Source organism: Kitasatospora sp. NPDC015121 (assembly GCF_055562955.1).
In genome coordinates this window covers 51570-71753 of the sequence record NZ_JBVHEH010000021.1, presented here as the reverse complement: position 1 = coordinate 71753, position 20184 = coordinate 51570, and the positions used below count along the sequence as shown (strand labels likewise).

Here is a 20184-nt window from a genome sequence, read left to right as displayed (position 1 = left end):
GCCCTCCGACGTCGCCGAGGGCTACCGGGCGGTCAGCAGGTGATGCTGCCCCTGCGCAGCGCGTGGCCGTTGGTGTTGCTGTCGTCCGCCCAGTAGACGGGCTTGCTGCCGCCGACGCACTCGTCCGCGCCGGCCGGGGTGAAGCCCTCGTTGTTGATGTTCGGCATGCCGGAGGGGCGGTTGTAGACCGAGGCGAGGGCGAACGTCCCGCTGCCGTTCACCTGGAAGGTGCGCAGCTGGCCGGAGCAGTTGTCGTCGCAGACCACCCACAAGCGGTGGGCCTGCTGCTCCCAGGTCACCTCCATCACGCCGGACATGCCGCTGCCGACGGTGGCGACCTTGGTGAAGCCGCCGGCCTCCAGCAGGACGTAGCCGTAGACCGTGCCGCTGCCCTCGACGCCGACGAAGAACACGCCGCCGGTGTGCGCGGCGTAGCGGCTCGGGTCGTACGCGGCGCCGGTCGACGCGTCCTTGAAGCCCGCGCCGGTCAGGTAGTCGTCGGGCACCCAGGTGACGCCCTCCAGGCCGGCGTTGGAGCCGGTGGCGGGCAGGTCGGCGGTCAGGTTCCACTCGCGGGTGGCGGTCAGCGTGCCGCCGGTGCCGGAGACGTCGTAGCGCAGCACGGAGAGCCGGCTGGTCGAGGAGGCCGAGGCGTTGCGCTCGCTGGAGACGTACACGCCGCCGGCCGAGCCCGCGCCGGTCAGGGTGACGCCCTCGTCGTCGGGGGTCCCGCTGCCGCCGGGGAAGCGCAGTGTCTTGCCGGAGGTCCACCCGTTCGCGGTGTCGGGCTTCCAGCCGCCGGAGCCGTTCGGGACGAGCCGCCACAGCTTGCCGGAGTTCTGCACGCCCCACATCACCCCGCCCTCCTGGTGGAGGCCGGACAGGTCGGAGCCGAACGCGTTGGACGCGTCGGCGGTGACCACGGCGGACCCGCCGGGCCAGGCCGCGGCACCGGCCGCGGCCACGGGCGTCGCGGTCAGCGCTCCGGTGCCGACGACCGGCAGCGCGACGGCGGCGAGCAGCAGGGAGAGTCGGCGACGCCACTTGGGCACGCGCAGTACGGTCACGGGTTCCGTCCCTCGTTCGGTGGGTGAGCACGGTGGCGGGCGGGCACGGCGGCGGCCGGGCACCGCTGCGAAAACGGCGCCGCCCAACCTCCCGACCCCGCCCCAACGGGGCACCACCGCCACCTGTTCCCCCCGTGAACGCCCGACGAACCCCTCCCGGTCCTCCCGACTGCTCGCCCGACTAGCTCGCCCGGCCCGGTCGGTGACCGGCCGTCAGTGCCTGCGGCGGCGGCGCAGCAGGAGGGTGCCGGTGACGAGGGCGGTGGCGGCGAGGGCCGCGGTGAGGGGGAGGTCGGGGCCGGGGCCGGTCGCGGGGAGTTCGCCGCCCGGGGTGGTGGGGGTCGGAGTGGGCGCGGGGAGGGTGCGCGAGGGGCTGGGGGTCGGGGTCGGGCTGGGTGCGGGACCGGTGCTGCCGCTCGGGCTGGGGCTGGGGCTTGGTGAGGGGCCGGTGGTACCGGTGCCGCTGGGGCTGGGGCTCGGGCTCGGTGAGGGGCTGGTGTCGGTGCAGGAGACGGCGGCGTCGAAGGGCCGGTCGTGCAGTTCGCCGGCCACGACCGACCGGCCGCCGACCAGCGGTCCGGCCTCGTAGGAGCGGGCGATGACGTCGCCTTCGATGTTGGAGGCGTTGACGTCCCGCAGGTGGGCGCCCGGTGCGTAGACGGTCCCTTCGAGGGAGTCGCCGGTGGCCATGGTGAGGTCGGTGGCGTCGGGGAAGTCCCACAGCACGTAGGGGGCTTGGGGACCGCTGATGCCGGGCGTGTTGGGGTTGTCCCAGCTGAAGACGCCGCCCTCGGCGGTGGTGTCGGTGACGATGAGGAGCGGGGTGTCCCGGGTGGGCTGGTTACGGAAGACGATCTCGCCGAGGGCGTTCATCTGTTCGCCCGTCAGGTGCAGCACGTTGGTGCGGCCGGGGGTGAGGGTGAGGTGGCCGCTGGTGCCGGGCGGGTAGGGGCCGTCGGGGAGCGGGCGGCCGGCGTCGTCGACCAGGGTGACGTTCTGCGCGCAGCCGGCCATCACCCGGGCCCGTTCGCGGAAGACCTGGAACGCGGTGGTGAAGTCGACCAGTCCGGGGGCGGGGCCGACCGAGGCGGTCGGCTGGTGCAGGGTCGTCTCGATCCGGGGCACGGTGTCGTGCGCCGTTCCGGCGGCCACCACCTGGGTGTCGACCTGGGCGCCGTTGACGTCCTGGTCGACGGGCCGCGAGCCGGTCAGGTCGCCGATCTTCGCGTAGCCGCCGCTGAGCACCTTGAGCACCCCGTCCGGGGAGCTGCCCGCCATGTCGACCCGGCCGCCGACCAGCAGTGCGGCGGGGTGGTCGTCGCCGGGTGCGGTGAAGGTGCCGGGCGTGTGCAGGCTGACGTTGTATCCGGAGCCGAAGGTGAGGTTCCCGCCGGTCGCGATCGGGCCTTCCGCTTCGGTGCTGCCCAGGGTGGTGTCGTGTTCGACGAAGGCGTTGTAGCCGAGGTTCCCGGCGACCGGGTTGCCGATCGCGGCCCGCGGGGAACCGACGGCCCCGGCGGCGACCGCGGACGGTGACAGCAGGGCCGGGACGAGCACGGGGGCGGTGGCGAGACCGAGCGAGAAGGCGGCGAGGGCCAGTGGGCGTACGGGCATAGCGGGAGGTTAGGCGGGTGGGTCGGCCGATCTCGCGCCGCCACGCGGCATCCCCCCGGACGGCGGCAGCCCTGACGGGGCGGTCGACGGCAGTCCCGTGCGGCGGCGCGCCGGGCGTTCGGCGGATTCCCGGCGAATTCGGAGCGGCCGCTCAGGAATCTCCGGAGCGGGCCGGGATTCCCGGGCCGCTCCGGGGATTCCGGACCGTTCGGGGGCGACGGGAAGGCGTCCGCATTCCGTTGGAGGTGGCGTCGACTTCCGCCGCCCGGCTCGCCCGGGCTTTGTCGGCGACTCGAACTCCCCTCGTCCTCCCGCCCGCCACCTGCGCCGCAGCGGCCCCGGGTGCCCCGGGCGCGGCGTCTCGCACCAGCGGCCGGGGGCGGCGGAGGGCGGACCCGCGCACCGTCGGAGCGCGTTCTCCCGGGCTTTTCGTACCGGGCGTCCACTGGCCGGAACCTGACGTCGCGCCAGGTCGGCTCGGCCGCACGGAGGGTGGCGGTGGCCGGATGCCGCCATCCGCCAACCACCCGGCATTGGCCGACCCTTGTCAATTGGTATAGGCCAATCGTAGCCTTCGGACGGTTCGCGGTGTGCCGGGTCCGCACCGCACCGGCCCGGGGTCGCTCCCCGTGGTCGGCGGGCAGGCGTGCCCGCTTTCCCCCACTACCGACCCGAACGTTCCCGAGGAGAACCATGTCCTGGTCCCGCCGCCTGCTCGCCGCCTCCGCGGTGGGCGCGGGCGCCCTGGTCGCCACCACCTTCGCCGCCGGCAGCGCCAGTGCGCACGGCGCTATGTTCGGCCCGCCCAGCCGCATCGCGGCCTGCTACGCGGAAGGCCCCGAGACCCCCAAGTCGCAGGTCTGCAAGGACCTCGTCGCGGACAGCGGCACCCAGCCGCTGTACGACTGGAACGAGGTCAACATCGCCAGCGCCAACGGCCAGAGCCAGCAGGTCATCCCGGACGGCCGCCTCTGCTCGGCCAACCGCGACAAGTACCGCGCCCTGGACTGGGCCCGCAGCGACTGGCCCGCCACCTCGGTGACGGCCGGCGCGAGGAACTTCGACTTCCGGGTCACCGCGCCGCACCAGGGCACCATGAAGCTGTACATCACCAAGGCCGGCTACGACCCCACCAAGCCGCTGAAGTGGTCCGACCTCGACCTGGCCGGCCCGGTCGCGGTCTACGACACCGCGCGCACCTCGGACAACGGCTACTACCACGTCAACGTCAACCTGCCGCAGCGCACCGGCCGCCAGCTGGTCTACATGGTGTGGCAGCGCGCGGACAGCCCCGAGGCGTTCTACGGCTGCTCGGACCTCGACTTCGGCGGCACCACCGCCGCGGCCGCGGCCGGCCCGCTCGCCGCCAACGCCCCGTCCGCGCCGACCCAGGCGCAGATCGACGCGGGCGCGGCCCGTTCGACCGTGTCGCACCACGGGCACGGCGGCGACCCCACCGCCGCCGAGGCCGCCGTGGCCGCGTCCGGCACCGCCGCGGTGAACCGGACCAGCCACGACGACCTGCTGCTCGGCCTGGCCGGCGCGGGCCTGCTGGCGGCCACCGCCTCAGGCGTGCACCTGGCCCGCCGGATGCGCGGCGCCGCCGTCTCCGCCTGACGGCCCACGAACGCCTGACGCGAGTCAGGCGGGTGGCGCGGCCCCATCCCCCACGTTCGGGGGCCGCGCCCTCAGTCACTCACCCGCCACCCCCTCTCCCCCGGCGACCCTACGGCCGCCTTAACGGCCTTGACCCCGCCTGCTTGAACCGTCAACTCCTTGCAAAACCACAGGACTTCGCCTTGACGGGCCGGATTGGTCTGGACCATCTTGAGTGCGCCGGTGCGCCCCCACGCACCCGAGCACGGCCCCACCCGTCCCCCACACCGCCAAGGAGGACCCGCCCATGAGGCGCGTCACCCTCTCCCTCGCCGCGGCCGCGGCCCTGATCGCGGCGCCGCTGGGCGCCACCGCCGCCGGCGCGGCCGGAGTGACCGGCCTGACCGCCGACTACGCGGTCACCCAGAGCTGGTCGAACGGCTTCCAGGCCGCGTACACCGTGACCAACCACACCAACGCCACCGTCAACAGCTGGTCGCTCTCCTTCGACCTGCCGACCGGCGAGAGCGTCTCCAGCCTGTGGAACGGCACGCTGACCTCGACCAGCACCTCCACCGGCACCCACTACACGGTGACCTCGCCGTCCTGGGCCGCCCCGCTCGCCCCCGGCGCGGCCGCCCCGGCGGTCGGCTTCGGCGTGACCACCGGCGCGGTGCAGAGCGCCCCGGTCAACTGCACGGTCAACAACCAGCCGTGCGCCGGCGCCCCCGCCGACACCGTGGCGCCGTCCGTCCCGGCCAACCCGCGTTCGACCGGCACCGGGCCCGGCAGCGTCACCCTCGGCTGGGCGGCCTCCACCGACAACACCTCGGTGGCCGGCTACCACGTCCGCGAGGGCTCGACCGTGGTCGCCACCGTGACCGGCACCTCGGCCACCGTGCGCGGCCTGCTGCAGGGCAGCAGCCACACCTTCACGGTCAGCGCCTTCGACGCGGCGGGCAACGAGTCGGCGAACTCGGCCGCCGTCACCGCCACCGCGGGCACCGGCACCAGCGCCGGCACCGCCGCCCCCTACGTGGACCTCGGCGCGTACCCGACCCCCAGCCTGCCCGCGCTCTCCGCCGCCAGCGGCATCAAGGAGTTCTCGCTGGCGTTCATCATCAACGGCAGCCAGCCGTGCACCGCCAGCTGGTTCGGCGCCTACGACCCGGCCACCGGCTGGAACAAGGCCGACATGGACGCCGTCCGGGACGCCGGCGGCGACGTCCGCCCGTCCTTCGGCGGCGCCAACGGCACCGAGCTGGCGCAGTCCTGCACCACGGTGGCCGCGCTGGCCGCCCAATACCAGAAGGTGGTCGACGTCTACGCGCTCGACCGGGTCGACTTCGACATCGAGGGCACCGCCGTCACCGACCACGCCTCGGTCGACCGCCGCTCCGCCGCCCTCGCCCAGGTCCAGGCCGCGCAGCGGGCCAAGGGCCGCGACCTGAAGGTCAGCCTGACCCTGCCGGTGCTGCCCAGCGGCCTCACCTCGGACGGCGTCTACATCCTGCGGTCCGCGAAGAACGCCGGCCTGGCCGTGGACCTGGTCAACGTGATGGCGATGGACTTCGGCGACTGGGCCGCCCCGAGCCCGGCGGGCAGGATGGGCGCCTACGCGATCCAGTCCGCGCAGTCCACCCAGGCCCAGATCCGCTCGGTGTGGACCGACCTGACGGACGCCCAGGCGTACGCCAAGGTCGGCGTCACTCCCATGCTCGGCCAGAACGACACCGCCTCCGAGGTGTTCGGCATCACCGACGCGCAGCAGCTGCTCGCCTTCGCCCAGCAGAACCACCTCGGCGAGCTGGCCTTCTGGGAGATGACCCGGGACGCCAACGCCTGCACCGGCTCGTTGCCCAAGTGCACCAACGTCCCGCAGACGCCGTACCAGTTCTCGAAGATCTTCGCGGCCTACCAGGGCTGATCCGCCCCGCACGCGAACGGGCCAGCGGCCCGGAGCACACCGCTCCGGGCCGCCGGCCCTGCCGGTTCGACCGGCGGGGCCGGTTCCGTCGGGGCGTCAGGCGGGCTGGTGCTCGCCCTCCTTGCGGAGCGTGCCCTCCTCCGCAGGGGTGCCGTCCGCGGAGTCGCCGCCCTCGCCCGTCCCGTGCTCGGGGCGGCCGTGCATCGGCAGCAGGAAGATCGCCGCGAAGACCACCACCAGCAGGCCGACCTCGGCCCACAGGGTGACCTTCTCCGCGCTGGCGAAGTCCGCGGTCTTCAGCCGCTCGAAGAAGACCGTGCCCAGGATGGCGCTGCCCAGGGCCGCGCCGAGCTGCTGCACCGAGGTCAGCGTGCCGGAGGCGGAGCCGGTCTCGTGCGTCTCGACCGAGGCCAGCACCATGCCGAAGAACGGGGCCATCACCAAGCCCATGCCCAGGCCGCTGACCGCCAGCGAGGGCACCAGCTGCCAGGGCGTGACGCCCAGGCCCTGGCTGTCCAGGGTGTAGAGCAGGCCCAGCACACCGGCCAGCATCACCACCAGGCCGACGTGCATGACCTTGCGGCCGTACTTCTGCAGCGCCTGGGAGGCGACGAAGGCGATCACCATGCCGATCGAGGACGGGATGCCGGTCAGACCGGACTTGAGGGCGCTGTAGTGCAGGCCGAGCTGGGTGTAGAGGCTGAACGTCAGCCAGAAGCCGGTCATCGCGGTGAAGAAGACCAGGCCGAGCACCATGCCGCCGCTGAAGCCGCGCTTGGCGAACAGGCTGGGCTCGACCAGCGGGTCCGCCCCGCTCGCCTTGCGCCGGGCCTCGTACCAGCCGAACAGGCCGAACACCGCGACGCCGAGCGCCAGCAGCGCGAACGCCCACAGCGGCCAGTCCTGCTCGCGGCCCTGCACCAGCGGGTAGATGACCATGGCCGCGCCGAGGGCGGCCAGCAGCGCGCCGAGCAGGTCGAGCCGGACGGTCGGGCCCTGCGCCCGGGCCGGCAGGAAGACCCGGCCGCCCACGAAGGCGAACAGGCCGAGCGGGATGTTGATCAGGAAGATCATCCGCCAGCCGGTGCCGGCCAGGTCGGCGTCCACCAGCCAGCCGGCCAGGATCGGGCCGCCGACCGTCGACAGGCCCATCACCGGGCCGAACATGCCGAACGCCGCGCCCTGCTCCTTGGGCGTGAAGATCTCCTTCATGATGCCGAGGCCCTGCGGCAGCATCACCGCGCCGAGCAGGCCCTGCAGCACCCGGGCGGCGATCAGCTGCCAGGGCTCCTGGGCGATGCCGCAGGCGAGCGAGCCGACGGTGAAGCCGGCCGCGCCGATCATGAACAGCCGGCGGCGGCCGAAGATGTCGCCGAGCCGGCCGCCGGTGATCAGGCCGATGGCCATCGCCAGCGTGTACGCCGCGCCGAGCCACTGGATGGTGGACTCGCCGCCGCCGATGTCCGCCCGGATCGCGGGCGCGGCGATGTTGGTGACCAGCGAGTCGAGCAGGTCCATCACCTCGGCGGCGAGGATGACGAACAGCGCGACCCACCGCCAGCGGTAGGGTTCGGCGGCGGCGCCGGAGGGCGGCGCCGCGGTGGTGGGGCCGACCGCGTCGGTCATGACAGCTCCTGTGGGTGCTCCCAGGCGCGGTGGACGGGGGCCGCGCGACTGAACGGTGTTTCTCTGGACGAACACTGTTCTACGAGTCGAGCACCGTTCCCGTCAAACGAATTAACCCTGACTTCTCCCCTACTCCGACCCCGCCCCGCCCCTGACCCGCCCCCGATCCGCTCCCAGCCCGGTCCCGACCCGGTCCCGACCCGCGCCGGGGACCGCCCCGGGGGAACGGCTGCTTCGCCCACCCGTCGAACGGCGTTCGCCGGGAGTACGATGATCGCGGATGGAACGTTCGGCGAAAGCAGGTGGCCCGCTTGTCCGCGCAGATGCCCGAGAACCCGTGGCACAAGCCCCGCAAGGCGGAGCCGCGGCAGCCGCTCAGCCGCTCGCTGATCGTGGAGACCGCGGTGCGGGTGCTGGACGCCGAGGGCCTGTCCGGGGTCACGATGCGCCGGGTCGCCCAGGAACTGGGCACCGGCCCGGCCTCGCTGTACGCGCACGTCTCCAACAAGGAGGAGCTGTTCGAGCTGGTGCTGGAGCGGGTGGTCTCCGAGATCCGGCTGCCCCGGCGCCCGGAGCCGGAGCGCTGGAAGGAGCAGATCACCGAGATCTGCTTCGAGGCGCAGCGGGTGCTGACCTCGCACCGGGACGTGTCGCTGGTGTCACTGGGCAGCATCCCGCTGGGCGAGAGCCAGCTGACCGTCACCGAGTTCCTGCTCGACCTGCTGCTGCGGGTCGGCATGCCGCCCCAGGTCGCGGCCTGGGCGCTGGACGGGCTGGGCCAGCTGATCGACACCGACGCGTACGAGTCCTCGGTCTACGCGGAGCGGATCGCCCGGGGGACGGACATCGACGAGTACTTCGGCCAGCTGCGCACCTTCCTGCTGGCGCTCCCGGCGGACCGCTTCCCGAACCTGCAGGAGATGGCGGACACCATGGTGACCGGCGACGGGGACGAGCGGTACGCCTTCAAGATCGAGGTGTTCCTGCGCGGGCTGGAGACCTACCTGCCGACCGATCGCCGGTCCCTCTGACCGGCCGGTCGCCTCTCCCCCGCATCCGCTTTGACCTGCGCTTTGCCGGCATTTGACCGGGCGCTGAACCGGTGCGCGCGGGTGCGGCGGCAAGGGTTGACGGGGCCCCGGCACAGGTCTATACCAGTGGGCAGTCACGTCAACCTCGGCTAGGCATCCGACCGTTGGGCCGGGCGCGCACCCCCACCTGCGCGCGCCCGGGCCGCGGTCCTCGCCGCCTCCTGGAGAGGTCCTCGATGGAACGCGCACTTCCCCCACACTCCCCCGCCCCCACCCCCGCCACCGGCCCGGTCCGGTCCCGCCGGCCGCGCCGCGCCGTCGCGGTCGCCCTGTCCGTGTTCGGCCTGCTGGCCGGCGGCGTCTGCGCGGTCGCCGCGTCCGGTTCGGCGAACGCCGCGACCGCGGACGGGATCGGCTCCAACTGGTACGCCTCCGCGCCGTACCTGATGCCGGAGGACAACAGCCCGCCGGACGCCGCCGCGGTGATGGACGCCACCGGCCAGAAGGCGTTCCAGCTGGCGTTCATCCTGGCCCAGGGCAACACCTGCAGCCCGTCCTGGGGCGGGACGTCCTCGATCGACACCGACACCACCATGCCCGCCGTCATCCAGACCGTCCGCAACAAGGGCGGCGACGTCTCGGTGTCGGTGGGCGGCTACGGCGGCACCAAGCTGGGCCAGACCTGCGGCACCCCGGAGGCGACCGCCGCCGCGTACCAGAAGGTCGTGACCAAGTACAACCTCAAGGCGATCGACTTCGACCTGGAGGAGCCCGAGTACGAGAACACCGCCGCGATCCACAACGAGATCGGCGCGGCCCGCATCCTGCAGCAGAACAACCCGGGCATCTACGTCTCCATCACCACCGCGGGCACCAACGCCGGCACCGGCTGGTTCGGCACCCAGATGCTGCTGGAGGCGAAGTCCCAGGGCTTCACGCCGAACAACTACTCCATCATGCCGTTCGACGGCGGCTTCAGCGGGGCGGCGGCGCAGACCGACGCGCTGGTGAAGTTCAACCAGATCCTGCAGAACACCTTCGGCTGGACCGAGGCCACCGCGTACGCCCACGAGGGCGTCTCGCTGATGAACGGCCGCACCGACGCCGCCGAGTACTTCCGGCAGGCGGACTTCCAGACCGTCCTGGACTTCGCCACCGCGCACAAGCTGGCCCGTTACACCTACTGGTCCGTCAACCGCGACCGCCAGTGCCCCGGCACGGTCGACCCCGGCCTGTCCGGCGCCTGCTCCAGCGTGGCGCAGAACGACTGGGACTTCACGAAGTACACGGTGAAGTTCGCCGGCGCGACCCCGCCCACCAGCTCCTCCCCCTCGCCGACCGGCAGCAGCAGCACCAGCACCCCGCCCGGCACCCCCTGCGCGCCGCCGTGGGGCGCGGGCACCGTCTACACCGGCGGCAACCCGGTCAGCTACAAGGGCCACAACTACCACGCCAAGTGGTGGACCACGAACGAGGTCCCCGGCAGCACCGGCCAGTGGGGCGTGTGGGCCGACGACGGCCCGTGCGTCTGACCCGCTGACCCGCTGACTGACCCGACCGGCCCGGCCGAACCGATTCGGCGCAACGGACGGGCCGCCCGGTCCCGAGCCTTCGAGCTCGTGGGCCGGGCGGCCCGTCCGCCTTCCCCCGTCGGGGCGTCAGACCTCCGCGCGGTTGCGGAACTCCTCCGCGATCGCACGGGTGGAGGGCAGGTCGGCGAGGGGCTCGCCGACCACTCGGGAGGCCAGCTCGGACGCCAACGTGATGACGTCCTCGCGCAGTTCGGCCTCGGCCAGCACCTTGTCGGCGGCCAGCTGGACCTGCGCCTCGGTCACCAGCCGCTCACGCTGCTGCTGGGCCTCGGCCCGCAGGGCGGCGACCAGGGCAGCGCCCTCCTCGGCGGCGGCCTGCCGGATCGCGGCGGCCTCGTGCCGGGCGGCGGCGAGCTCGGCCTGGAACTCCTGGCGGACGCGTTCCGCCTCGGCCCGGGCCGCCTCCGCGCGGGCGAGACCGCCGTCGGTCTTGTCGTGGCGCTCGGCCAGGGTGCGTTCGATGCGGGGCAGCAGCACCTTGCCGAGCGCCCAGAAGAGGGCGAAGAAGACGATCAGTCCGAGGATCAGCTCGGGCACGTTTGGTTCGAGAGGTCCCATACTCAGTATGCTATCCGGTCATCTGACGAACCGTCTGCCCCGGGTCCGCTCCAGCGCCCTTCCCCGGCACGGGACTTCACCTCCCGCCCAGCCCGACCGGCTAGCCGCCGGTCACTCCGTCGACGTGCTCGCGCAGCAGGTCGGCGTGCCCGTTGTGGCGGGCGTACTCGGTGATGACGTGCAGGTACGTCGTCCGCAGGGACTGCTCCTCGCCGTACGCCGCCAGCAGGTCGTCCAGTGCGGCCCCGGCCACCGCGAGGTCGGCGAGCCGCTGTTCCTCCAGCAGCGCCAGGTACTCGTGCTCGGCCCGCTCCGGCTCCAGCAGGTCGAAGTCGGCGTCCTTGTGGCCCTCCACGAAGTGCAGCGGCGGAACGTCCTGCCCGGCGAAGCGGATCCGGAACCACGTCCGCTCCACCTTGGCCAGGTGGCGCATCAGCCCGAGCAGCGACAGCGAGCTCGCGGGCAGCGGGCGCAGTGCGAGCTGCTCGCCGGTCAGGCCCGCGCACTTGTGCAGGAAGGTGGCGCGGTGCCAGGCGAGGTAGCCGGGCAGCAGCTCGGTCTCGGGCGCGGTGAGCGAGCCGCCGGTGCGGGCGGTGGCGGGGAGGGTCCATGTCATGGGCCCGATCATGCCCATCCCGGGTCGGGGGGCACCAGGGGATTTCCCTCCCGTCCCGCCGGGCCCCGCCCGTCCCTCGCCCACCGCGCCCACCGCGCACCGGCCCGTATCGAAACCGGTCCCGGCGGTTGGTAGCATCGCGGTGAGCCGTGACTGGCGCGCTGGGATGGAAGTCACCATCGGGAAGCGGCTCCGTGCGGTGCCCCCGGGCACCGCGTGCTGTCGCCGTGCGCCTGGGCCGTCCGAATCGTCGCCGTTCCGTACGAGGAGACCGCCCGTGGCCGAGTCCCTGCCCGCGCACACCTTCGGCAGCCCCGCCGCCGACACCGCCTTCCGTAGCGCCCTGGACGTGGTGCGCGCCGTCGAACCCCGGGTCGCCGCGGCGATCTCCGGGGAGCTGGCCGACCAGCGCGCCTCGCTGAAGCTGATCGCCAGCGAGAACTACGCCTCGCCCGCGGTGCTGCTGGCGATGGGCAACTGGCTGAGCGACAAGTACGCGGAGGGCACGCCGGGCCGCCGCTTCTACGCGGGCTGCCGCAACGTGGACACCGTGGAGGAGCTGGCCGCCGAGCACGCCCGCGAACTGTTCGGCGCGCGGCACGCGTACGTCCAGCCGCACTCCGGGATCGACGCCAACCTGGTGGCGTTCTGGGCGGTGCTGTCGCAGCGGGTGGAGAGCCCGGCGCTGCGGCGGGCCGAGGTGCGCAACGTCAACGACCTGAGCGAGCAGGACTGGGCCGAGCTGCGCCGCGAGCTGGGCAACCAGCGGATGCTGGGCATGTCGCTGGACACCGGCGGCCACCTCACCCACGGCTTCCGCCCGAACATCTCCGGCAAAATGTTCGACCAGCGCAGTTACGGCACGGACCCGGTGACCGGCCTGGTCGACTACGCCGAAGTCCGGCGGATCGCCCTGGAGTTCAAGCCGCTGATCCTGGTCGCCGGGTACTCGGCCTACCCGCGGCTGGTGAACTTCCGCAAGATGCGGGAGATCGCGGACGAGGTGGGCGCGACCCTGATGGTCGACATGGCGCACTTCGCCGGCCTGGTCGCGGGCAAGGTGCTGACCGGGGACTTCGACCCGGTGGCGCACGCGCAGATCGTCACCACCACCACGCACAAGTCGCTGCGCGGCCCGCGCGGCGGCATGGTGCTGTGCGATTCCGAACTGGCCGAGCACGTCGACCGGGGCTGCCCGCTGGTGCTCGGCGGCCCGCTGTCGCACGTGATGGCCGCGAAGGCGGTGGCCTTCGCGGAGGCCCGCCGCCCCGAGTTCCGGCTGTACGCCCAGCAGGTGGTGGACAACGCGCGGGCGCTCGCCGAGGGCCTGGCGAAGCGCGGCGCCCGGCTGGTGACCGGCGGCACCGACAACCACCTGGTGCTGGCGGACGTCACCTCCTACGGGCTGACGGGCCGCCAGGCGGAGGCGGCGCTGCTGGACTCCGGCATCGTCACCAACCGCAACGCCGTCCCGCAGGACCCGAACGGCGCCTGGTACACCTCCGGCGTCCGGCTCGGCACGCCCGCGCTGACCACCCGCGGGCTGGGCACGGCCGAGCTGGACGAGGTCGCCGAGCTGATCCACACCGTGCTGACGGCCGCCGCACCGGTCGGCTCCTCGAAGGCGCAGTACGCGCTGGACGCGGCCGTGCGCGACGCCGTCGCCAAGCGCGCGGTCGACCTGCTGGCCGGCTTCCCGCTCTACCCGGGCATCGCGCTCGACTGATCCCCCCTCCCCCGCGTCCCCGTCCGGACGCCGGCCCGGCCCGCCCCGTCGCCACCCCGACGGGCCGGGCCGGCCACTTCCCGGCCGCCCCGGTGCCGCTTCCCAAGCCACCTGCGGAGGAGGCCCGGGAGGCCGCCTAGGATGGCCGGCATGACCGCTGACGAACCGGCGTCGCTCCCGGCGGCCACGACGGACGCCTCGGCCGTCCCCGGGGTGCGCAACTTCCGGGACGCGGGCGGTGTCGGTGCGCTCCCGCGCGGGGTGCTGTACCGCTCCGGGGCACTGGACCGGTTGACGCCCGACGGCGCGCGGACGCTCCACGGCCTGGGGGTGCGCACCGTGCTGGACCTGCGGAGCGCGCCGGAGGCCACCGCCCGGCCGGACGCGCTCGGCGACAGCGGCATCCGGTACCTGCGCGTTCCGGTCTTCGCCGAGCAGCGCTGGCCGGCGGAGCAGGCCGAGCTGTACCCGCTGATGGGCGAGCGGGCCGGGCGGCCCGCGGTGGCCGCCGTCCGGCAGCTGCTGTCGGCGGAGCACCGGGCGGTGCTGGTGCACTGCGCCTCCGGCAAGGACCGCACCGGGGTGGTGGTCGCCCTGCTGCAGTCGCTGCTGGGCGTGCCGGAGGCCGAGGTCACCGCCGACTTCCTCCGCTCCAACGCGGCGCTCGGCCTGACCGCCGCCGGGGCGGGCGCGCCCGGACCGGCCGCACCCGGCCACGGCGCCCGCCCGGTCGCCGCCGTCCACCTGCGCCGGGCGCTGCTCTCGATCCGCGCCCACCACGGCACCCCGGACGGGTGCCTGCGCGCCCACGGCGCCCGGGCCGCCGAACTCGCCGCCCTGCGCGACGCGTTCCCGCCCCGGACGGGGGCCCCGGCCGACGGGTGACCAACCAGCGGACGCCCACGGCGGCCCGGCCGCCCGCGCGGATAGGCTCGCCCCCGCCGCGGCCGGGCGCGCGACGCGTCGGCCGCCGTTCCGCACACCTTCCGCAGGAGAACGCGCATGCTCAAGGTCAACGAATACTTCGACGGCACGGTCAAGTCGGTCGCCTTCACCTCGGCCGACGGCCCGGCGACCGTCGGCGTGATGGCCCCCGGCGAGTACGAGTTCGGCACCGCCGCGCCGGAGGTCATGCACGTGGTCAGCGGTGCGCTGACCGTCAAGCTCCCGGGTGCCGAGGAGTGGCGGACCTTCTCCGCCGGTGAGCGCTTCTCCGTTCCCGGTGACAGCAGGTTCCAGCTCCGGGTCTCGGTGGACACCGCCTACCTCTGCGAGTACCGCTGACCCCACCGTCCGCGCCCCGCACGCCCCGCGCGTCGAGGCGCGCGGGGCGCGGTCGGGAATCGGCCCTCGCCCGTGCCGGCCCATTCCACTCCTTCATGGATGAACGGATCGACGGACGGGCGCACGCTCACACCGTCGCTTCCGGAGCGGGCTCCCGGCGCACGGCCACCGGTCTGTCCTCCACCGGTCGGTTCGCGGGCAGTCGGCGGACGGCGGGGAACAGGAGCAGGGCGAGCGCGGCCGGGACGGCGAGCGCCGTCATCCCGAACAGGGCGGGGCGCACCCCGAGGCCCTCGACCAGCGGGCCCGCCAGCAGGAGCCCGAGCGGCATCAGGGCGACGGACACCAGGTGGTCGTAGGAGCTGACCCGGGAGAGCACCTGCTCCGGGATGTGCACCTGGAGCGAGGTCTCCCAGAGCACGAAGAACAGGGAGACGCCCACTCCGGTGACCCCCTCCAGCACCGCGATCACCCAGACCGGCGCGCCGGAGCCGATGACCACCGCCTGGCAGGAGGCGACCGCCATCGCCACGGCCGCGACGGCCATCGGACGGGCCGGCTTCAGCCGGTAGGCGCACACGTCACCGACGACCGCGCCGACACCGAAGGCGGCGACCACCACGGCCCACGCCCCGGCCCCGCCCCACTCGCGCTTCGCCAGCAGCGGCCCGACGACGAACACCGAGGGCAGCACCACCACGTGGTAGACGGCTATCGCCAGCATCCCCGACCACACCCACGTCCGGCCGCGCACGTGCCGCCAGCCGATCCGCAGTTCGGCCAGGAAGCCCAGCCGCTCGACCGGCTCCGCGCCCTCGGCGGCCCCGGCCCCGCGACCCACGCCGCCGTCACCGACCGCGCCCAGCCGGGCCAGCACGGCGGCGCTGGCCGCGAAGCTCGCCGCGTCCACCGCCAGCGCGCCGCCCGGACCGACCAGGACGATCAGCACGCTGGCCAGCGCCGGACCGGCCACCAGGCTGGCCGACTGCACGAACCCGCGCAGGGCGTTCGCCTCGCGCAGCCGGTCGGCGGGGACGAGCAGGGGCAGCAGGCCGGTGGAGGCGGGCAGGAAGAAGGCGTCCGCCACGCCGAACACCGCCGTCAGCGCCGCCAGCAGCCCGACCCGGGCGGTGCCGGTGAGCAGCAGGACGGCGATGGCCGCCTGGACGGCGCAGCGCACCAGGTCGGAGGCCAGCATGATCCGCTGTCTGGGCAGCCGGTCCGCCCAGACGCCGCCCGCGAGCGTGAACACCAGCAGCGGGAGCAGCCCCGCCGTGGCGACCAGGCCGACGTCGGTGGCCGAGTCGCTGATCGACAGCACGGCGAAGGGCAGCGCCACGAACGACACCCGGTCGCCCAGGACCGACAGCGACTGGCCGACGAACAACCTGGCGAACCGGCGCTCGACGCGGAGCACTTCGGGGACCAGCACGCGCACGGGAGTTCCTCCACGGACTCGGTGACACGCCCGCGGGGAGAGCGAGCAGGGTGATCGTAGGAAGTCCGACGACGCCCTGTCGCGCCGTTTATCCACAACACGGAAAATGCCCGCTTTGGCCCCGACTTGCGCCCGGTCGAAGGAACTTGACGCCCCGGGCCTCCCGCCCCGGCACGCCGGGATCCCGCCGGCCCCGCTCCGGTCCCGCCGCCCGCCCCGCTCCGGTCCCGCCGGTCGGCCGCACTTCTCCAGCCGACCGACCGACGATGCGCCCCACGGGGCGTCCGCCGCCCGAGAGATCGTCAACAGGTCGCCCACACACCAGGCGGACACCGCCGTGACGCAGGCGTGATCCGGGCGCGACGAGCTTGTGATTGCCACGTTCGAGTGAATAGGCTCCTCCCTGCCCGCACCGCCGGGCCCCGCAGCGCGACAACGCCGAGCCCTGTCCACCGCGCTTCCGGGTCGACCACCACAACCCTTGGACAGGGGCGGGGGAACCACGTTCGTTGCCGTTCCCCACGGCTAGGGGTGAAGCCGTCCGCGCCGGGTGACCGGGGTGCGGCGGCCGGGCCTCCCTCCCGGTCCGAACCCGACAGCTCACCTCGCAGGCGTGCGGAGAGGATCTCGCATGCTCTTCACGGGTTCGGGACGTCATCGCCGGCAGAGCCAGGCGGAGAAGACCGCCGAGCGCGCGATCGCGGCGGCCGGCGTGGCCGGCGTCGGCATCGCCCTGCCGCTGCTCGCCGTGACCGGTGCGCACGCCGCGCCCAGCGCGGTCTGGGACCGGGTCGCCGAGTGCGAGAGCGGAGGGGACTGGGACTCCAACGCGGGCAACGGCCTCTACGGCGGCCTGCAGATCAACGCCCAGCGCTGGACCGACTACGGCGGCACCCAGTACGCCCCGCTGCCGGACGGCGCCACCCGCAGCCAGCAGATCGCCGTCGCCGAGCGCATCCTGGCGACCGAGGGCCCGTCGCCCTGGTCCGGTTGCGCGGACGGGGCCGGGCTGGGCACCGCCAGCGCGCCGGGCGTCGTGGACGACAACGACTCGGCGAACGAGACGGGTTCGCTGCGCGGCGCCCGCGGCGTCGCGGCGGTCAACGCCGCCCCGGACGGCAGCACCGCCCCGGCGGACGGCACCGCGCCGGTGTTCTCCGGCCTGCCCGGCTACGACCCGGTCTCGCACGTGTACTGGTACGAGAAGAACGGCGCCTGGTTCTGGACCAGCCACCGGAGCCTGTACGAGCGCTACATGCAGTTGACGCACCCGCAGCCGCAGCCGAGCACGCCCGCCCCGGGCGCCCCGGCGACCACCCCGGTCCCCGGCACCTCGGCCACGCCCGCTCCGGACGCCTCGGCCACGCCGACCGTCCCGCCGGCCTCCCCCGGCACCCCGCTGGTGCCCACCGATCCGACCAGCGACCCGACCACCGACCCGACCGCCACGCCCACCCCGGGCACCCCGGGCACCCCCGCCGACGGCGGCACCGGCAGCGGCGGGAACGGGAACGGCAGCGGCCTGGTGCCCACCGCCCCGGCGGTCCCGAGCCCGGGCGGCTCGACCGCGCCCGCTCCGGACGCCCCGGCCACGCCGGACGCCCCCACGGCCCCGGCGACGAGCGCGACCCCGTCGGTCTCCGCGTCCACGCCCGCGGACGCGGTGGCGGACGCGACCGGCACCCCGGCGGCCCCGGCCACCGGGTCCGCGCAGCCGTACACCGTCGGCCCGGGCGACTCCCTGGCCTCGATCGCCCGCCACCACGCCGTGGACGGCGGCTGGTCCGAGCTCTACAAGTCGAACCAGCAGGTGGTCGGCGAGGACCCGGACCTGATCCGCCCGGGCCAGGTGCTGGACCTGAAGTGACGCCCGGCCGGGCCGGCCGCCGTCACTTGGGGACGGCGGCCAGCCCGGTGCAGCCGCGCAGGCCGTCGCGGCGCTGCTGGGCGGCCTTCGCGGCGTTCCCGTTCTGCGGGACGGGCACGCCCCGGCCGTCGATGTGGGCGGGGGTGAAGGCCTCGCCGGTGACGCGGCCGTCGGCGGTGACGGTGAGCGTGGTGACGCCGGTCTCGTCGGAGGCGGTGTAGTTCGAGGTGCCGTACCAGAGGAAGTTGCCGAACCCGTAGGCGACGTAGGTCTTCCCGAGCATGCCCGCGCCGAGCATGGTGTGGGCGTGGGTGCCGACCACGGCGGTCGCCCCGGCGTCGGCGAGCTTCTTGGCGAGCGAGGTCTGCGCCCGGGTCGGGCAGGCCACCCCCTCGTCGCCCCAGTGCAGGTAGACCAGGACCACGGGCGCCTGGGCCTTCGCCTCGGTGACGGCGCGCAGCAGCGCGGTCTCGTCGAGGGCGGAGGCGATGCCGGGCTTGTGCGCACCGGCCCGCCACTTCTGGTTGGTGATCTCGTTGACCTGGCTGGCTCCCAGGACGGCGACCCGCACGCCGCGCACGGTGCTGACGTGCGGGGCGTACGCCTCGGCGGCGTCCTTGCCGATGCCGACCACGGGTATCGGGGAGGCCGCCTTGGCGGCGAGGGTGTCGGCGAGGCCGTCGGGGCCGAAGTCGACGGCGTGGTTGTTGGCCTGGGAGACCACGTCGACGCCGGCGTCCTTGAGCGCGTCGAGCGCCTTGGGGGTGGTGCGGAAGGTGTAGGTCTTGGCCTCGGCCTTGCCGCGGCTGGTGATCGCGGTCTCCAGGTTGAGCACCGACAGGTCGGCGGCGGCCAGCGTCGCGGCGATCGGGCCGAGCGCGGTGTCGGCCTTGGCCGCGGCGAGCCGGGAGGCGGTCCGCCCCTCGAAGTGGACGTCCCCGGCGAAGGCCACCGTGATGGTGCCGTCCGCCCCGCCGCCCTTCGTCGCCCCCGCCGCCGGCGCCGACCCGCTCGCCGACCCGTCGGCCGGGCCCGGGGCGTCCGGCACGCCCGGCGTGCTCGGCCCGCCCGAGGCGCCGGACGCCGTCCCGCCGGTCACGGAGCGCTCCTGGGAGGGGTCCGGCCCGCCGCAGCCGGTGACGGCGGTGAGCAGAAGGACGGCGGTGGCGGCGGCTGTGGTGCCGGCCGTGGCGCGACGCATGAACGGACCCCCCGGATGCTTCGGTGACGACGCACTTTATCCGTGCCGTTCGAACACCGGAAGTCCACCCGGACACCACATGGTCACGATTCCCGTCCGCTCAGTGCGCCACGTCAGTGCACCACGCCGGCGGCGCGCAGCAGCCAGCGGTTGGTCCGGCCGACCAGCCCGGCCCGGTCGAGCACCGAGACGACCTTCTGCGCCATCTCGACCTTGGTGGCGCGCCAGTGCGGGTTGGCGCGGGCCACGGCCCGGCCGGCCTTGGGGTCGATGCCGACGGCGGCGTAGAGCCGGGGGTGGATCAGCGCGGTGGTCGCGTAGTAGACGATCAGTCCGATGAACAGCTGCTCGTACCGGCGGCGGAGCGGGCCGAGGCGCTTGCGGACGAGCTCCTCGCGGGCGTAGCTGATGTGCCGGGCCTCCTCGATGACGTGGATCCGGGAGACCTGGCGGGTGAGCGGCTGGAGGGTGTCGTCGTTCATCACCTCGCGCTGGAAGGCGTCCAGGATCTCCTCGACGTACATGGTGCCGCCGAAGGTCTGGCTGTGGGTGGAGATCGCCTTGAACAGCCGGCCGAGGTTGTGGGCGACGAATCCGGCGCCGTAGGCGGGGACGCCCATCTTGGCGATCATGCGGGCGAACATGATCGAGTGCCGGCACTCGTCGGCGATCTCGGTGAGCGCGTACTGGACGTGGTTGCTGGTGGGGTCCCGGTCGAAGGCGTGGCGCAGCAGCATCTGCATGAGGATCTCCTCGAACCAGATGCCGACGCTGGCGATGGAGGCGACCTCGTGCTTGGAGAGTTCGATCCGCTGCTCGTCGGTCATCCGCTCCCAGAGGGCGGTGCCGTAGAGCGAGAGGTGCCGGGGCGGGCAGTAGTAGGCGCCGGGGACGGGGTCGGCGTCCCAGTCGACGTCGGTGAGCGGGTTGAACGAGAGCTTCGCGGAGGAGGCGAGCAGGCGTTCGGCGGTGCGCTCCCGGTCGGGGGCGGTGCGGGTGGGCTGGGGCGGCATGCCGGGCTCCTTCGCGGTGGGGGGGCGG

General features: G+C 73.9%; 15 protein-coding genes, 1 pseudogene and 2 riboswitches. Of the genes and pseudogenes, 8 read left to right on the top strand and 8 right to left on the bottom strand.

Annotated elements, in window-relative coordinates:
* Window positions 1-32: 32 nt before the first annotated feature.
* Window positions 33-953: pseudogene (locus tag ACZ3J7_RS28445) on the bottom strand (hypothetical protein); the annotation flags it as partial.
* A gap of 327 nt (window positions 954-1280) precedes the next feature.
* A complete protein-coding gene (locus tag ACZ3J7_RS28440) occupies window positions 1281-2681 on the bottom strand; it encodes a collagen-binding domain-containing protein (RefSeq protein WP_465625912.1) in 1401 nt (466 codons plus the stop codon).
* Window positions 2682-3374: 693 nt separating this feature from the next.
* Here ACZ3J7_RS28440 and ACZ3J7_RS28435 point away from each other — a divergent pair.
* Together ACZ3J7_RS28435 and ACZ3J7_RS28430 are read left to right on the top strand one after the other, a co-directional pair.
* Entirely contained in the window at window positions 3375-4298 is a 924-nt protein-coding gene (locus ACZ3J7_RS28435; RefSeq protein ID WP_465625910.1) for a lytic polysaccharide monooxygenase auxiliary activity family 9 protein, read from the top strand.
* A 286-nt stretch (window positions 4299-4584) separates the two neighbouring features.
* Window positions 4585-6204, top strand: coding sequence for a cellulose binding domain-containing protein (locus tag ACZ3J7_RS28430; protein WP_465625908.1), 1620 nt, complete (start codon window positions 4585-4587; stop codon window positions 6202-6204).
* A gap of 96 nt (window positions 6205-6300) precedes the next feature.
* On the opposite strand, the gene ACZ3J7_RS28425 is transcribed toward ACZ3J7_RS28430, so the two are convergent.
* Window positions 6301-7830, bottom strand: a complete 1530-nt coding sequence (locus ACZ3J7_RS28425; protein WP_465625906.1) for an MFS transporter — start codon at window positions 7828-7830, stop codon at window positions 6301-6303.
* Between the two features lie 311 nt (window positions 7831-8141).
* Between ACZ3J7_RS28425 and ACZ3J7_RS28420 the strand changes: the two genes are divergently transcribed.
* Both ACZ3J7_RS28420 and ACZ3J7_RS28415 read left to right on the top strand, forming a co-directional pair.
* A complete protein-coding gene (locus tag ACZ3J7_RS28420; protein ID WP_465625904.1) occupies window positions 8142-8861 on the top strand; it encodes a TetR/AcrR family transcriptional regulator in 720 nt (239 codons plus the stop codon).
* A 236-nt stretch (window positions 8862-9097) separates the two neighbouring features.
* The gene (locus tag ACZ3J7_RS28415) at window positions 9098-10393 is read left to right on the top strand and encodes a carbohydrate-binding protein (protein ID WP_465625902.1); all 1296 of its coding nucleotides are present in this window, start codon (window positions 9098-9100) and stop codon (window positions 10391-10393) included.
* 126 nt (window positions 10394-10519) lie between these two features.
* Here the strand turns inward: ACZ3J7_RS28415 and atpF are convergent, their stop codons facing one another.
* Both atpF and ACZ3J7_RS28405 read right to left on the bottom strand, forming a co-directional pair.
* Complete coding sequence (gene atpF, locus ACZ3J7_RS28410) at window positions 10520-11011, bottom strand: F0F1 ATP synthase subunit B (RefSeq protein WP_465625900.1); 492 nt, start codon at window positions 11009-11011, stop codon at window positions 10520-10522.
* A gap of 100 nt (window positions 11012-11111) precedes the next feature.
* Window positions 11112-11627 (bottom strand): DinB family protein, encoded by a 516-nt coding sequence (locus tag ACZ3J7_RS28405; protein ID WP_465625898.1) that lies wholly within the window; start codon window positions 11625-11627, stop codon window positions 11112-11114.
* 139 nt (window positions 11628-11766) lie between these two features.
* A riboswitch (ZMP/ZTP riboswitch) is annotated at window positions 11767-11873 on the top strand.
* A 31-nt stretch (window positions 11874-11904) separates the two neighbouring features.
* Here ACZ3J7_RS28405 and ACZ3J7_RS28400 point away from each other — a divergent pair.
* The 3 genes from ACZ3J7_RS28400 to ppnP all read left to right on the top strand — a co-directional run bounded on the left by ACZ3J7_RS28400 (window position 11905) and on the right by ppnP (window position 14637).
* Window positions 11905-13353, top strand: a complete 1449-nt coding sequence (locus tag ACZ3J7_RS28400; RefSeq protein ID WP_465625896.1) for a glycine hydroxymethyltransferase — start codon at window positions 11905-11907, stop codon at window positions 13351-13353.
* Between the two features lie 150 nt (window positions 13354-13503).
* Entirely contained in the window at window positions 13504-14238 is a 735-nt protein-coding gene (locus tag ACZ3J7_RS28395; RefSeq protein WP_465625894.1) for a tyrosine-protein phosphatase, read from the top strand.
* A gap of 117 nt (window positions 14239-14355) precedes the next feature.
* A complete protein-coding gene (gene ppnP / locus ACZ3J7_RS28390; RefSeq protein WP_465625892.1) occupies window positions 14356-14637 on the top strand; it encodes a pyrimidine/purine nucleoside phosphorylase in 282 nt (93 codons plus the stop codon).
* Between the two features lie 127 nt (window positions 14638-14764).
* Here the strand turns inward: ppnP and ACZ3J7_RS28385 are convergent, their stop codons facing one another.
* A complete protein-coding gene (locus ACZ3J7_RS28385; RefSeq protein WP_465625890.1) occupies window positions 14765-16075 on the bottom strand; it encodes an MFS transporter in 1311 nt (436 codons plus the stop codon).
* 460 nt (window positions 16076-16535) lie between these two features.
* Window positions 16536-16703, top strand: a riboswitch (cyclic di-AMP (ydaO/yuaA leader).
* Between the two features lie 3 nt (window positions 16704-16706).
* Here ACZ3J7_RS28385 and ACZ3J7_RS28380 point away from each other — a divergent pair.
* A complete protein-coding gene (locus ACZ3J7_RS28380; RefSeq protein WP_465625888.1) occupies window positions 16707-17942 on the top strand; it encodes a transglycosylase family protein in 1236 nt (411 codons plus the stop codon).
* A gap of 22 nt (window positions 17943-17964) precedes the next feature.
* Here the strand turns inward: ACZ3J7_RS28380 and ACZ3J7_RS28375 are convergent, their stop codons facing one another.
* Both ACZ3J7_RS28375 and ACZ3J7_RS28370 read right to left on the bottom strand, forming a co-directional pair.
* Window positions 17965-19143: a CapA family protein gene (locus tag ACZ3J7_RS28375; RefSeq protein WP_465625886.1), complete on the bottom strand. Its 1179-nt coding sequence runs from the start codon at window positions 19141-19143 to the stop codon at window positions 17965-17967.
* A 113-nt stretch (window positions 19144-19256) separates the two neighbouring features.
* A complete protein-coding gene (locus ACZ3J7_RS28370; RefSeq protein ID WP_465625884.1) occupies window positions 19257-20156 on the bottom strand; it encodes an AurF N-oxygenase family protein in 900 nt (299 codons plus the stop codon).
* Between the last annotated feature and the right edge of the window lie 28 nt (window positions 20157-20184).

Bases quoted from the DNA above. Each gene is read 5' to 3' on its own strand.
- ppnP (WP_465625892.1), top strand. From the start codon at position 14,356: ATGCTCAAGGTCAACGAATACTTCGACGGCACGGTCAAGTCGGTCGCC.
- ACZ3J7_RS28405 (WP_465625898.1), bottom strand. From the start codon at position 11,627: ATGACATGGACCCTCCCCGCCACCGCCCGCACCGGCGGCTCGCTCACC.
- ACZ3J7_RS28430 (WP_465625908.1), top strand. From the start codon at position 4,585: ATGAGGCGCGTCACCCTCTCCCTCGCCGCGGCCGCGGCCCTGATCGCG.
- ACZ3J7_RS28375 (WP_465625886.1), bottom strand. From the start codon at position 19,143: ATGCGTCGCGCCACGGCCGGCACCACAGCCGCCGCCACCGCCGTCCTT.
- ACZ3J7_RS28380 (WP_465625888.1), top strand. From the start codon at position 16,707: ATGCTCTTCACGGGTTCGGGACGTCATCGCCGGCAGAGCCAGGCGGAG.
- ACZ3J7_RS28415 (WP_465625902.1), top strand. From the start codon at position 9,098: ATGGAACGCGCACTTCCCCCACACTCCCCCGCCCCCACCCCCGCCACC.
- ACZ3J7_RS28440 (WP_465625912.1), bottom strand. From the start codon at position 2,681: ATGCCCGTACGCCCACTGGCCCTCGCCGCCTTCTCGCTCGGTCTCGCC.
- atpF (WP_465625900.1), bottom strand. From the start codon at position 11,011: ATGGGACCTCTCGAACCAAACGTGCCCGAGCTGATCCTCGGACTGATC.
- ACZ3J7_RS28425 (WP_465625906.1), bottom strand. From the start codon at position 7,830: ATGACCGACGCGGTCGGCCCCACCACCGCGGCGCCGCCCTCCGGCGCC.
- ACZ3J7_RS28435 (WP_465625910.1), top strand. From the start codon at position 3,375: ATGTCCTGGTCCCGCCGCCTGCTCGCCGCCTCCGCGGTGGGCGCGGGC.
- ACZ3J7_RS28370 (WP_465625884.1), bottom strand. From the start codon at position 20,156: ATGCCGCCCCAGCCCACCCGCACCGCCCCCGACCGGGAGCGCACCGCC.
- ACZ3J7_RS28395 (WP_465625894.1), top strand. From the start codon at position 13,504: ATGACCGCTGACGAACCGGCGTCGCTCCCGGCGGCCACGACGGACGCC.